Source organism: Ornithinibacillus massiliensis (assembly GCF_018310345.1).
Taxonomy (GTDB): Bacteria; Bacillota; Bacilli; order Bacillales; family Amphibacillaceae; genus Ornithinibacillus; species Ornithinibacillus massiliensis.
Genome location: NZ_JAGXBY010000001.1, coordinates 263,828 through 277,075 on the forward strand (window position 1 = coordinate 263,828; position 13,248 = coordinate 277,075).

A 13,248-nucleotide genomic window follows, 5' to 3' on the forward strand; every position below is an offset into this window, starting at 1 on the left:
CCCCATTATTTTTTAGTAGAAATCGTGATAAATGGCTCTTGTTCACTCAGTACATCAATCATAAACTCAGATGTTATATACAAATGATGTTCAACAGAGGGATGGATATCAAATAAAACAGGATTAATCCCTTTATACCAGGATAAATAAGACGAATTCTTTACTTTATAAAAAGTTGGCTCGTAAGTTAGTTTACTTAATCCTTGTGTTTCTCTATCTTTGCCTACTCTTGAAATAAGCTTTTCAATATCTGTTCTGGCTATTTCATCAAGTATGCGAAACGTAATGACTGAATTAAGATTAGATTTATTTTTCCCGTAAGTGAAGGTATACTCCTTCGAACCATTGAATTCCTCAAATACTAGTATAAAATTCCCTTCATAATGCATGTTTACTAAGTTCATTGGATTATCAAATCTACTAAAGGGATTATTCGTAAGAGGCTCCCAAACTATAAGTTGCCCTTTTTCCAACATACAACCTCTCTCCTTTGTTTTTTGGATCCTATTTAGATATTCGACTATTACTTCTAAATTCCTTTAATCTCATCACGGGAATCAGGAAATCAATAAAAACACATCAATTATTAATAAAATTTTATTGTAAAACGATAAACAAGATGGTAAAGTAACATTGATAATAGATAAGTGAGGTGCTTTTATGGAACGAGGGAAAACGATCTTTTTAAGGATAGCTGTTTATCTTATTGGGATTATAGTACTTGCTTTGGCAATATTTTATTTGCCAAGGTTGGCAAACGATACGGCAGAAATGTATCCTGAGTTTGCTTATCTGAAGTTTCCTGTATTATTTGGTTTGTACATAACCGTGATACCATTTATATTTGCGATTTATCAGGCATTGAAGCTTTTAACTTATATTGATCATAACCATGCCTTTTCGCAAATGTCTGTAACGTCCTTAAAATATATACAATACTGTGCCATTATGATCAGCATCATATATGTAATAGGGATGATCTATTTCTTGTCCCAACATGCTTTACACCCAGGAATTGCAATTATCGGATTTACCATTATGTTTAGTTCTCTTGTTATTGCAGTCTTCGCGATGGTTCTTCAAAAATTGTTGAGAAATGCGTTAGATATAAAAGCAGAAAATGATTTAACGGTCTGAGGTGAAAACAGTGGCAATTATAATCAATCTAGATGTGATGCTAGCTAAAAGAAAAATGAGTGTAACAGAGTTATCCGAAAAAGTAGGAATTACAATGGCTAACATATCTATTTTAAAAAATGGTAAGGCCAAGGCGATTCGGTTATCAACCCTAGAATCGATTTGCAAGGTATTGGATTGTCAGCCTGGGGATATTCTGGAGTATCGACCTGACTAGACAATGAAGGTCAGAATGAAATGGGAGAATTGTTTAAAATGAAAGGAAGTGGACGTCATGGGGATTTCTCTCATATTTTTTATGGTTATAAGTATCATTTTCATTTCAACCATTACTATTCCAATAATTATCGCTGCGAGAAAGAATGAGAACAGAAGACCACCTCGAAAGATTTCTTATGTCATAGTAGGGCTGTTGCTACTTCATTGGGTATTTTTCTTAACTAGTGGTTATGCTTTACTACCAACGAATATTGCAGATGCTATATTCTTGCCTGTGTGGTTAGTTTTGTGCGGGGCAGGTGCCATTACAGCTATTTATGAATTTAAAGGTAATAAAGTTTTTGCTATTCCGGTAGCAGGCTTAACAACCATTAGTTTATTATTTAGTTTTTTCATTTACGGACTCTCCAAAATGTAAAACACTGGGGATAAAGATGAAGATGATTCATTAAGAAGAGTGATCAAATAAATACATGACTCCACCAATTTAAAAAACCCTAATCCACTCACTAGACTTTAGTAAATGGATTAGGGTTGCTTCAAAAGCCTATATTCTCCTGATCACATCAGCTGCGTGATGAACATCGTCGCAATCCCGAAGTAAATCAGTAAGGATAAAATATCATTGATCGTTGTAATTAGCGGTCCTGATGCGACGGCAGGATCGACCTTAAATTTATATAGAATTAATGGGATAATCGTTCCTGCTAATGTTCCAATAATTAACGTGATTAATAACGAACTCCCCACTACCAAGCCTAGTGTTAGACTACCTTGCCACAAATAGGCAATAATCGTAATCATGATGGCACAGATAATCCCAATCATGATACCTACCCACAACTCACGGGCGATTAGCTTGATGACTTGTTTAAAATTCAAGTCTTTTGATGCAAGTCCCCTTACGACTACTGCAAGTGATTGGGTTCCTGTATTACCGGTCATCCCTGCAATCATTGGCATAAAGAATGCGAGTGCAACTGACTTTTCTAGCGTTGCAGAAAAGCCATCAATGATACTACCTGAAATAAGCCCAATAAAGAGTAGTAAAATTAACCAAGGTAATCGCCGAGAAGCAGCTACGAGAGGCTTCGTATTGAAGTCAATCGCTTTACCAGAGGCAGATAATTTTTCAATATCTTCGTTCGCTTCTTGAATGACGACATCGATAATATCATCGACCGTAATAACCCCTACTAATTTATTCTCCTCTTCCACAACTGGAATGGAGACAAAATCGTACCGCGAAATTATCTTAGCAACTTCCTCCTGGTCTGTTAGTGCATCGACCTTCACGACTCTACTATACATAATGTCCTCAATCTTATCTTGCAAATCTGCCAGCAATAAATCTTTATACGACACAACACCGATAAGATGCTTATTCTCATCAATGACATAGAGATAGTTAAGGTATTCAGCCAGCTCTGCAAAATGCTTTAGCTTATCGACTGCCTCACGAACAGTATAGTTCCTTGGTATCCATACATAGCGGTTATTCATAATCCTACCGGCAGTCTCGGGAGGATAATTCATTAAGTTTTGGACGATTTGGTATTCTTCCTGCTTCATTTCTGATAACAGTTCTTCCATTTTTTCCGGCTCTACATTTGCTAGTAGATCCGCCAAATCATCATTTTCCATTAAATCCAGAACTTTAGTTGATTTTTCAATTCCTACTTTATGTAGCACATCTAACTGCTCTTCATTCTCTAACTCCTGGATAAAGTCTGTTAGTTGTTCAATGGACAAGTAGAGAATAAACTTATTTCGATATTTAGGAGCTAATTGAAGATATTGCTGCGCTAAATCATACGGCTGCAATTCATCAATAATTTCTTGGAATGTCTCTTTCTTTCCATCTTTTAAGGCTTGGATAATAGCCAATGTGATTTCGTTCTCTATATTTAGCGTCATCCATGTCCCCTCCTTTACGTAGGATGGCAATTGAATTAATTGTCCTTATTGAATTATTCCCATAAACTAGTCCTGTGAAAAGTAGTATAAAAAAATGTGACCAATTCCTTGGAATAAGCAATGCTATAATGATGAAACCTAATAAAAATAAGTCCTTATGTACGCATTAATTAGGATATAGACTAAATAGGGAAAAAGCAAACCCCTGCTAAATGCTTTGAGAGTAACAAAGGAAAAAAATACTAATTAAGTAGACAGCGTGAAAACCCTTATCGATAAAGGGATTAAAGTGTTCTGTTGATCTGTTATTTATGGAGTTTCTACCAATCAACTTTATTTTCTTTATCTAATCTTTACATGAAATTGATATAATTTTAATGTTTAAGTAGAATTTAGTGTTTGGGGTTTATTAAGGTTAAACAAGGATGGGTTCTATGAAAGAAACAATATTAATTGTGGAAGATGAAGATATACTAAGAGAGATTAATAAGGACTATTTTGTCGATGCGGGTTATAAGGTGTTAGAGGCAAAAAATGGGAAGGAAGCATTAACTTTATTTGGAAGTTTAGCAGTTGATCTAGTCATTCTTGATGTGATGATGCCGGAATTGGATGGATGGTCCGTATGTAAGAAAATACGTGAAAAGTCCACCGTGCCCATCATTATGCTAACAGCAAGATCAGATGAAGAGGATACTCTATTAGGATTCGAACTAGGAGCAGACGATTATGTAACAAAGCCATTTAGTCCACGAGTTCTGCTAGCAAGGGCAAAGCGCTTACTCACCTCGCAAGGTGGACATAGCGTACCCGAAAATAATGAAGTCCTGACGAGTAAGCATCTCGAAGTAGACCTCCGTTCCCATTCTGTTAAGGTTGAGGATGAGTACATTACGTTAACCCATACTGAATTTGAAATATTAACCTATCTAATGAAAAATAAAAACATCGTCGTATCCAGAGAGCAATTAATTATTAAAATTTGGGGATACGATTTTGCTGGGGATGATCGAACGATTAATACGCATATCCGTAACTTACGACACAAATTAGGGAAATGCGCCAATCAAATCAAAACCATTGTACGTGCAGGATATAAATTTGAGGAGCTAGAATGAGAAATCGCATTGTAGTGAAATTATTCTTGCTCACGTCAGGACTGTGTATATTAATATTGGCGAGTATTTTTATTGGTCAAACGATCCTATTTGAAGATTATTATGCGAACAATAAACTGAATCAGCTATCACAAGCCGTTGATTCATTCATCGTAGATTATCAAAAGCTTGATGAAGATGAAATAAGACGGCAAGAGCTAGAGCAACAATTCTATCAAGAAAACAATGCATGGATTGCTGTACTGGACAAACATGGTTATATTAACGGGACAAAAGACTATTCTGTGCAATTAGATCAAGGGTTTGTATTAGAAGACGAATTGGTTACCTATACAGATCAACAGTTTGTCATCCCTATTTCCTACCTAGAGGATACGTATAATGAAAATGACCAGCTCGATTTTTTTGATGGAAAAGAAAATCGCCTAATTGAAATTCATGGGATAGAAAAGGATGATGAGATTTATCCGTATGAACTCATTGTTAGTACAGAAGAAGTTGTGTATGAACCACAAAATCCTTTTTATCTGCTAAATGGCGGAATTGATAATGTGAGTTTTTGGAAAAATACTGCACTTGCTGCAGAAGCAGAAAAACATAAGGATTCCAAGAAAATCGTAAACCAAATAATATATGGAAGTATTGATGACATACACATACCAAGTAATAATAGTCTTTTATATGCTTCAACACTATCCAATCGACTATTTTTGGAACGAATTAAGCAATTTCAAATTGATTTGATTTTTAACCGTACTCAGGTTCCTTTATCTGATGAGCTAGAATATGAGGAAAATGGAATAAATTATCGAGTATTAATCAACGAGCAAAAAGATAGCAATGGTGAGACCATCTATTTCTTTACGATGGCATCCCTACAGCCGATTGATGAAGCTGTAGAGATGATGAAGGATTACTACATCTATATTATTCTTGGCGTCCTCGTATTAATTTTGTTAGTGGCATTTTATTATTCGAAAAAAATAGCTAGCCCATTATTAAAAATCAATAATACAGCAAAGCGGATAGCTAATTTAGATTTTAAAGAACGAGTACCAGTGAAGTCTAAGGATGAAATCGGTGAACTGGCTAAGAATATCAATTCCCTTTCGGATACGTTACATTCCTATATACGAGCATTACAGCAGGATATCGAGAAGGAAAGGCAATTAGAACTAACACGTAAAAGCTTTATCGCTGGCGTGTCGCACGAGTTAAAAACACCTTTAAGTATTATGAAAAGCTGTATCGACATCCTACAAGATGGTGTAGCGAAGGATAAAAGGGAATATTATTTCGCAGCGATGAGTCAGGAAGTTAACCGCATGGATCGCTTAATTGTTGATATGCTGGAGCTGGCTAAGTTTGAATCAGGAACATATAAAATGAAAATGGAAGTCTTTCGTATAGACGAACTGATTCATAATGTTTACCAGCAATTGCTAATTAAGGCGCATGACAAGGAGTTACATGTGCACGTGAACGTAGAGCCTATTGAGGTAGTTGCGAATGAACATTGGATCGAACAGGTAGTAACGAATTTCGTAACCAATGCGATTCGTCATACCCCTGAATCAGGGAATATAACCATCAATACAAATGAAGAGGATAGTAAAGTAAAAATAACTATAGAAAATGAAGGTAGCTCTATTGACCCAGATCAATTGGAAAAGGTATGGGATCGCTTCTACCAGGGGGATAAGAATCAACGCTCGAAGGAAGGGACAGGACTAGGACTTGCTATTTCCAAAAACATCTTACTATTACATGATGTCGAGTATGGGGTTTATAATACCGACACAGGGGTATGTTTCTACTTTTATTTAAATAAAACATAATGTTTTAGACAGTCGTCTAACCGCCCTTTCTGGTTAGGGTTAGACGACATGTTACTTGGAATCGTATTCTAGTAATCTTTAAGTTAACTTCACGCTATCTTTTTTTTATCTTTATTTCACTATACTACTCTAGCATTATGCACCAACAGTAAAGGGTAAAGTGAAAGGAAGATCATCAATATGTTAAAAAGTTACCGACCACTAATAATTTGTGTTGTACTAATTATCGTAGCTTTCGCGATTGTAACGAAATTTAGCTCGACCGCTGTTAGCTCAGAAAACAGTGAGAATAATAGCGAGCAATCGTTATCCATAGATTCAGAGGATGAAAAGGTACAAGATAAAGAGGAAGATACCGTAGAGCCGTCAGAAGATACAGTATCACCGGAAGTAGAAACGAATGAGAACGAAGAAGTAACGGAAGAACCAGTAAAATCAATAGCAGATGAGACGGGGAAAGTCGTATACTTAACATTTGACGATGGCCCAAGCTCTGTTTCAGATGAAATTTTAGATACGCTTGATCAATTCAATGCGAAAGCAACATTCTTTATGCTGGAGCCTGCGATGAAGCAATATCCAGAGGCAGTAAGACGTACGGTTAAGGACGGACATGCTGTCGGATTACATGGGGTGACCCATAATAAAGATATATTTTATAAATCCGAGCAGTCTGCTTTAGGGGAAATGAAAACAGCACAGGATACATTAGAGAGTATTTCAGGTGTCCATTCCTCCTTAATTCGTACACCGTATGGAAGCATCCCATATTTAACCGATTCATTTAGGGAAGTGTTTGATCAGAATGGATTTAAATTGTGGGATTGGAATGTAGATAGCAGTGATTGGAGTTTATCAAAGGATGAATACGTAAAGAATGTTATATCACAGGTAGAAAAATTAGAAAATGATGGGATAACCCCAGTTATATTAATGCACGATCGTGGCGAGACCGCCCATCATTTATCTACTCTGCTACAGTACTTACAAGAGCAAGGTTTCCAGACGAAGGTAATTGATGAGCATATACAAGCATATCATTTCAACTGTTATAATCGCTGTTATCGTCTTCCCTAGTAATAGGATAGGTATGGACTAGTTCTACGTTACTAGCGTATTCATGCAAGATAATACGAAAGTGAGGGAGATTACATTGGAGAACCGAAAGCAAATTAGAAAGAAAAAACGGAGAAAATTAACTTGGAAGTTTTTATTATTAATTGTCGCCGCAGTCGTAGCATATAGTATTTATTTCTTTGTAAATGTTTATGCGGCTACAAAAGAGGCTCATGAGGAGATTGACCGTCCAGATAACAAGTCGGCACTTAGAGAGGAAGAGGTTGACTTTGGTGGCGACCCGATATCGATATTATTAATGGGAGTGGATGATGGGGCAAGTGGCCAAAATGGTCGTGCTGACTCGCTAATTGTTGCTACATTAAATCCGAATACCAAGCAAGTATCCCTAACAACCGTTCCACGTGATACAAAAATGGATTTTACGGCAGATGAAGTAGACCCTGCTTATGTTGGTTACCATAAAATTAACGCAGCATACTCCTATGGTTCTATGTTTGGCTATGGTGCCAATAAACTAACTGTCGAAAAGGTAGAACAATTGTTAGATATTCCAATCGACGAATATGTTGCGGTTAATTTTGAAGGATTTAGTGAGGTAGTAGATGCACTCGGTGGCGTTACGATTGATGTCAAAGAACCGTTCTCACAAAAAAGTCACATTAAAGGTGGCGAGACCTTCTACTTTGAAAAAGGTGAGCAAAAGATGAATGGTGAGGAAGCTCTTGCCTTTGTTCGTATGAGAAAACAGGCAACGAATAACATCTATTCTCGTGAAGAAAGACAACGCCAATTTATCAAGTCAACCTTAAAGGAAGCAATTTCTACGGACACCTTGTTTAAAATAGGAGAACTGGCAAATATTATCGGATCAAATGTGAAGACTAGCCTAAGTCCTAGTGAATTATTCCAATTACAGAAGCTATATTCATCTATTGATGCTTCAGAAATCAAAACGTATGAAATAGAAGGTCAGGATGAAAAAATAGAAGGCATCTATTATTTCATCCCGTCAGAAGAAGGATTAGCTACTATTTCTAATCAATTAAAACAGGAATTGGAATTATAATTTGTAAAGTAGTCTATACTGAAATATTGGTATAGGCTACTTTTTTTATCTTTATCTCACCTTTACATCAAGGTGTTACACTGTAGATGAATAGGTGAAATAGACTTAATACTGGATAAACAATAATTGTAATAAACATACAGCTACTAGATGTGAAACAAGGAGAATTTGCGTATGAAGAAATGGATTAGATTAGTGGTTTTTAGTCTGTTAGTCGTTCTACTAATATTTACTTGGAAGGAAAATGTGGAGTTAAGTAAAGCACTAAGCCAGGCCAAAAAGGAAGAGCAATTGAGTAACCAAGATGTGGTCGTATCAAATGAACAGGAAGATAGCTCTTCAAGCCCGGTTTATAAGGTCGTAATTGATCCAGGGCATGGTGGCGATGACCCGGGGGCAATCGGTGCTAGTGGTTCTTTTGAAAAGGACTTCACATTAAGCTTGTCAAAGAAACTAGCAGCACTACTGGAACAAGAAGCAGCATTGGAAGTATATATGACTAGAGAAGAAGATGTCTTTATTTCAACGGAGACAAGAGAGAGACCGAACTTTGCGAATGACCTATCCGCAGATCTGTATGTTTCGATACATGCCAATACGTTTGATAACCCGTCTGTATCGGGTACGGAAACGTATTATTACCATGACGATGCAGAAGTATTAGCCAATACGATACATAAGCATTTGTTAAGTGCAACTGGCTACACCGATAGAGGGGTTAGAAAGGAAAATTACTTTGTCCTAACCGATACGACGATGCCTGCGGTCTTATTAGAAATAGGTTATTTGACCAATCCGGAGCAGGAGCGAGAGATGATATCGGAGGAATTTCAACAAACCGCGGCAGAGGCTATTCGTGATGGCATAAAAGAATACTTGGATCTGTAAATGGCCTTGCAATATGTAATCTCTTATCAGTATGTAACTTGAAAAGCCAGTTATTTTGTCATGAAGGAAGGGAAAAGCACGGTTACACTAGCGCCATACATCATCTACTAAAAAAACGGAATTCTCCCTTTATGGTACACCTTATAAGATTTATACTATATTATAATAAGCTAAGGTTATGGGGGAGTACATGATGCAACGTCTCAATCAAGTCATATGCGAGAGAAGAACGTATTCGAAGGAATTCCATTCACATCAACATGATTTTGGCCAATTTCTTTTCCCTTTACAGGGTACCTTAGACATACAAACAAAATGGCAAGCGGTAAACCTTACATCCGATTATTGCTTTTACCTTCCTCCAAATTGTAATCATCATTACCGATCGGTCGATAGGAATGAATTTCTAATATTAGATATCCCAATTCACTATTTGCCGGGAGATACGGACAGCATGTACATACCGTTAGATAAACAATGGAGTTCTATTCGTTATTTGCTATTGGAAGAGGCAAGGAATGAGGATAACTTATCTTCCTTAGTGGATTTGACTAGATATGTAACGAATAAGCTGCAAATCTCCCATTCACCATCCATTGATTATATTCATAAACATTATAAGGAGCCTATTAAGCTAGAAGCATTAGCATCGATTGAACACTATCATCCGGTATATTATTCAGCTTGGTTTAAGAAAAAGACTGGGAAGAGTCCGAAAGCATATATTTCCGAGCTTCGCTTGAAGGAGGCAAAGCATCTCCTGCTTGCAACCGATTGGTCTATGTCGAGGATTAGTGAGGAATTAGGCTATGAGAATTCGTCCTCATTTACGAGATGGTTTGTAGGCTGTGAGGGAATCGCTCCACAACAATATAGAAAGCTTCAAATTGGATAAAAAGGATAGTAAACTTGGTAAAGAAAATTCTTAAGAATTTTTCTATGATAAGTTTACTATTCTTTTTTTAATTGAGGTGAGCAAAATGACAGGGAAGTTACCTCCTTTTTTGATATTATTGGCTGCGATTCTGTGGGGGACAACAGGAACATCACAAGCGCTTGCCCCAGATTCCGCCCATCCGATTGCGATTGGGGCTACTCGTTTAGCGGTAGGAGGGGTATTTTTATTACTAATAGTTCTCCTAACTGGTAAATGGAATGTCAGGAACTGGCCAATTAAGCCGACACTAATAGCGGCTTTATGTATGGCCTTGTATCAACCTTTATTTTTCTCAGCTGTTACATTAACTGGGGTGGCTATAGGGACTGTAGTAGCGATTGGGAGTGCCCCTATTTTATCTGGATTTTTAGAATGGGTTTATCGTAGAAAACGTCCACCTATGATTTGGTTGTGTTCTACATTGCTCTCTATCTTCGGCTGTCTTTTGTTATTTATGAATAAAGACGCTGTTCAAGTGGACCCGGTGGGATTATTCTTGGCATTGGGTGCGGGGTTATCATTTGCAGGATATACGCTAGTAAGTAGGGAGCTAGTAGCAAAATACTCTTCTATATCTGTAGTGGCAATTGTATTTACCCTTAGTGGGATTTTGTTATCGCCATTTTTGTTTGTGTTTGATATGTCCTGGCTAGCAAGTTCTCGCGGTGTTGTAGTCAGTCTTCATCTGGGCATCGTGGCAACAGGAATAGCCTATTTATTATTTGCCAAAGGGCTTACCCATGTATCCTCCTCTACCGCTGTTACCCTATCGTTGGCCGAGCCGCTAACAGCTGCATTATTAGGCGTCTTTATCGTAGGGGAGACGTTAAGCCTTATCTCGTGGGTAGGGATGATCCTTTTACTTATTGGAATCGGGATATTAATAAGGTCGGAGAAATCGAATGGAGAAATGGAACTTAATGAGCAGAAAAGTATGAGTGGTTGAAGCATAGCTAGACATGAAGTCCCTTTACAAAATAGCGTAAGGGGGCTAATTTTTGTATTCCATAACTAATCAACCTATTACAGCAAGATTTGGTTAATCAACCAGTCTGCCAAAAAGGAGCAACATGAAAAATGAACTCTCCTAACCAATGGGTAACTTTAATAGGCGTATAAATATCAAGTTTGCGAACATCCTGAAAGCGGGACTACTCAGGGAATAATGGTGAATGACCAAGACATTATTTATAATAAGTGTAGAGGTCTATTTTTTAATAAAAATGTTTCTGTGATAAAGGTAAGTCTATTCTTACAGCCGATTTACAGGGGGTGAATTATGTATACCATTGGTCAAGTTGCTAAATTTTTGGGAGTTTCTAGGGATACATTAAAGTATTATGAGGAAAAAGGTTTGGTTAAACCGGAGCATGATGCTCATAATGGGTATAGAAAATATAATGAATATGATATTCAGGACGTTATTACAACCAATTTTTATAGAGAAATTGATATCGAGATTAAGAAAATCCAAGAGATACGGCAGAATATGAGTGTAGTCGATTTAGAAAGTATATTAGAGGAGAAGGAAGAACAAATAGTTGAGGAACTTGAATATAAGAGTCTTCTTTTAAAAAAGATTAGATCGGTGAAAGAAGCTTGTAATAAAATTAACAATCATTTAGGAAAGTATACGATTAAAGAGATGGGACCATTAGAAGTAGTGGGCAACATAACGGATTATAAAGCTTACAATGAATATGAAATGTTAAAAATTAATACAGAGGAGAAAGCTGTTACGTTAAAGAGTGCAAGACGTGTTATCTATTTTGATCAAAAGGGAATTAAAGAAGATCACTTTGTTATTGTTAGAGAGATGGGAGATCCAGAACATAATGATAACGGTGGTATCCTTTATCATCCGCAATGTATGTATATGGTAATCGAAAACGGCAGAGCGGTGGATGGTGGGGAAAGTATGGACCAAGAAGTAGGAGAAAGGCTTTTAAAGATAGCACGTGAAAATGGGTATGAATTAGCTGGTGTAACGTATATCAATATATTATTGACTACATATGTAGATGGTCTAGAGCGTGTGTTTTTAGAAGTGTACACCCCTTTAAAATAAATCGTAAATGGTCTTGAGCTGGGGGTAACCCACAGGTTTAAAATGATGATTAGTAATGGATGACTCCATTATTAACGACTTGTTTTAAAGGAGTGGCTTTATGAAAAAGAAAAAACCAGTCAAGAGACCATTGATAAGTTTTATTATCCTAAGCTATGTTATATTTTTGGTGTTTTTTATCGCTATTGGCATAAGTATGCTATTGGGGGTTCCTGATAGTATAACCAACCTTCTACAAGTTATCGCTGCATGGTCTTCAACCTTTGCTTTTATTATATTGTTTAAGAGAATTCAACAAGAAGTAAGTTTAGTAGAGTTTATAAAAAAACAATTTGCTGAAAGAATAAGGCCTTCTGTATTGATTAATGTAGTAAGTATACAAGTTTTAATCCTCTTTGTAGCTATTATAGTACTATCCAATATACAGGGTACGCTAGCGTTTTCCTTTACGAGCTTCGGACTATTGCTCATTGCTTTTATAGATAGTTTAGTAAGGGGACCTTTAGGGGAAGAGTTAGGTTGGAGAGGATATGCTATAAGTGAATTACAAAAAAAGTACTCTCCATTATTATCTGGCATCATAGTAGGAATTTTGTGGGGATTTTGGCACACCCCACTATGGTTTGCCTCGGGATATGCTGGGATCAGTTTAATCAAGTACATGGTGCTTTTTATGATTGGGATTTTATCTATTTCCATTATGATGACGTTATTCTACAATCTGAATAAGAACCTTGTGATACCAATTGTCATTCATCAATTGTTTAATTTTTCTCTAGTGGTAATTCCGGGGGATGTATTAGACGTTTTACTATATGTAATGCCTTGTTATGTTATAGTCGCATTACTATTAATTGTTATAAATCCTAGAAAGATCTTATATGGTAGGGATCTATAGGTTATTCATTAGGTTCAATTAAATATTCCTTGCTCTGTGAAGGTCGTTCTAAAGTAATGTGACTTGAGACTTAGTATTGTAG

Annotated in this window: 14 protein-coding genes; 12 read left to right on the forward strand and 2 right to left on the reverse strand. The window is 36.6% G+C overall.

Features of this window, described 5'->3' with window-relative positions; all coding sequences use genetic code 11:
• Positions 1-5: 5 nt before the first annotated feature.
• Positions 6-476 (reverse strand): hypothetical protein, encoded by a 471-nt coding sequence (locus tag KGF86_RS01310; protein WP_186867988.1) that lies wholly within the window; start codon positions 474-476, stop codon positions 6-8.
• 184 nt (positions 477-660) lie between these two features.
• On the opposite strand from KGF86_RS01310, the gene KGF86_RS01315 reads away from it, so the two are divergent.
• From KGF86_RS01315 to KGF86_RS01325, 3 genes are read left to right on the forward strand one after another with little or no spacing between them, the layout of a single operon-like run.
• Complete coding sequence (locus KGF86_RS01315) at positions 661-1,137, forward strand: DUF2975 domain-containing protein (protein ID WP_186867989.1); 477 nt, start codon at positions 661-663, stop codon at positions 1,135-1,137.
• A gap of 10 nt (positions 1,138-1,147) precedes the next feature.
• The gene (locus KGF86_RS01320) at positions 1,148-1,354 is read left to right on the forward strand and encodes a helix-turn-helix domain-containing protein (RefSeq protein WP_186867990.1); all 207 of its coding nucleotides are present in this window, start codon (positions 1,148-1,150) and stop codon (positions 1,352-1,354) included.
• A gap of 57 nt (positions 1,355-1,411) precedes the next feature.
• Complete coding sequence (locus KGF86_RS01325; protein ID WP_211740913.1) at positions 1,412-1,774, forward strand: hypothetical protein; 363 nt, start codon at positions 1,412-1,414, stop codon at positions 1,772-1,774.
• Between the two features lie 143 nt (positions 1,775-1,917).
• On the opposite strand, the gene mgtE is transcribed toward KGF86_RS01325, so the two are convergent.
• Positions 1,918-3,273, reverse strand: coding sequence for a magnesium transporter (gene mgtE / locus KGF86_RS01330; RefSeq protein WP_186867992.1), 1,356 nt, complete (start codon positions 3,271-3,273; stop codon positions 1,918-1,920).
• Between the two features lie 434 nt (positions 3,274-3,707).
• On the opposite strand from mgtE, the gene KGF86_RS01335 reads away from it, so the two are divergent.
• The 9 genes from KGF86_RS01335 (at position 3,708) to KGF86_RS01375 (ending at position 13,166) form a co-directional block, all read left to right on the forward strand.
• Positions 3,708-4,391, forward strand: coding sequence for a response regulator transcription factor (locus tag KGF86_RS01335; RefSeq protein ID WP_211740914.1), 684 nt, complete (start codon positions 3,708-3,710; stop codon positions 4,389-4,391).
• Complete coding sequence (locus KGF86_RS01340; RefSeq protein WP_186867994.1) at positions 4,388-6,229, forward strand: sensor histidine kinase; 1,842 nt, start codon at positions 4,388-4,390, stop codon at positions 6,227-6,229. Before KGF86_RS01335 ends, KGF86_RS01340 begins: the two co-directional genes overlap by 4 nt.
• 180 nt (positions 6,230-6,409) lie before the next feature.
• The gene (locus KGF86_RS01345) at positions 6,410-7,306 is read left to right on the forward strand and encodes a polysaccharide deacetylase family protein (RefSeq protein ID WP_186867995.1); all 897 of its coding nucleotides are present in this window, start codon (positions 6,410-6,412) and stop codon (positions 7,304-7,306) included.
• Between the two features lie 76 nt (positions 7,307-7,382).
• Positions 7,383-8,375, forward strand: coding sequence for an LCP family protein (locus KGF86_RS01350; protein WP_246521254.1), 993 nt, complete (start codon positions 7,383-7,385; stop codon positions 8,373-8,375).
• A 174-nt stretch (positions 8,376-8,549) separates the two neighbouring features.
• A complete protein-coding gene (locus KGF86_RS01355; protein WP_211740916.1) occupies positions 8,550-9,263 on the forward strand; it encodes an N-acetylmuramoyl-L-alanine amidase family protein in 714 nt (237 codons plus the stop codon).
• A gap of 190 nt (positions 9,264-9,453) precedes the next feature.
• Entirely contained in the window at positions 9,454-10,158 is a 705-nt protein-coding gene (locus KGF86_RS01360) for a helix-turn-helix transcriptional regulator (RefSeq protein ID WP_246521256.1), read from the forward strand.
• A gap of 85 nt (positions 10,159-10,243) precedes the next feature.
• Positions 10,244-11,146, forward strand: coding sequence for an EamA family transporter (locus KGF86_RS01365; protein WP_211740917.1), 903 nt, complete (start codon positions 10,244-10,246; stop codon positions 11,144-11,146).
• A gap of 333 nt (positions 11,147-11,479) precedes the next feature.
• The gene (locus KGF86_RS01370) at positions 11,480-12,268 is read left to right on the forward strand and encodes a MerR family transcriptional regulator (RefSeq protein WP_186867999.1); all 789 of its coding nucleotides are present in this window, start codon (positions 11,480-11,482) and stop codon (positions 12,266-12,268) included.
• 100 nt (positions 12,269-12,368) lie between these two features.
• On the forward strand, positions 12,369-13,166 hold the full coding sequence (locus tag KGF86_RS01375) for a CPBP family intramembrane glutamic endopeptidase (RefSeq protein WP_211740918.1): 798 nt from the start codon (positions 12,369-12,371) through the stop codon (positions 13,164-13,166).
• The last annotated feature ends 82 nt before the right edge of the window (positions 13,167-13,248 follow it).

Bases quoted from the DNA above. Each gene is read 5' to 3' on its own strand.
- KGF86_RS01310 (WP_186867988.1), bottom strand. From the start codon at position 476: ATGTTGGAAAAAGGGCAACTTATAGTTTGGGAGCCTCTTACGAATAAT.
- KGF86_RS01315 (WP_186867989.1), top strand. From the start codon at position 661: ATGGAACGAGGGAAAACGATCTTTTTAAGGATAGCTGTTTATCTTATT.
- KGF86_RS01325 (WP_211740913.1), top strand. From the start codon at position 1,412: ATGGGGATTTCTCTCATATTTTTTATGGTTATAAGTATCATTTTCATT.
- mgtE (WP_186867992.1), bottom strand. From the start codon at position 3,273: ATGACGCTAAATATAGAGAACGAAATCACATTGGCTATTATCCAAGCC.
- KGF86_RS01335 (WP_211740914.1), top strand. From the start codon at position 3,708: ATGAAAGAAACAATATTAATTGTGGAAGATGAAGATATACTAAGAGAG.
- KGF86_RS01340 (WP_186867994.1), top strand. From the start codon at position 4,388: ATGAGAAATCGCATTGTAGTGAAATTATTCTTGCTCACGTCAGGACTG.
- KGF86_RS01345 (WP_186867995.1), top strand. From the start codon at position 6,410: ATGTTAAAAAGTTACCGACCACTAATAATTTGTGTTGTACTAATTATC.
- KGF86_RS01355 (WP_211740916.1), top strand. From the start codon at position 8,550: ATGAAGAAATGGATTAGATTAGTGGTTTTTAGTCTGTTAGTCGTTCTA.
- KGF86_RS01360 (WP_246521256.1), top strand. From the start codon at position 9,454: ATGATGCAACGTCTCAATCAAGTCATATGCGAGAGAAGAACGTATTCG.
- KGF86_RS01365 (WP_211740917.1), top strand. From the start codon at position 10,244: ATGACAGGGAAGTTACCTCCTTTTTTGATATTATTGGCTGCGATTCTG.
- KGF86_RS01370 (WP_186867999.1), top strand. From the start codon at position 11,480: ATGTATACCATTGGTCAAGTTGCTAAATTTTTGGGAGTTTCTAGGGAT.
- KGF86_RS01375 (WP_211740918.1), top strand. From the start codon at position 12,369: ATGAAAAAGAAAAAACCAGTCAAGAGACCATTGATAAGTTTTATTATC.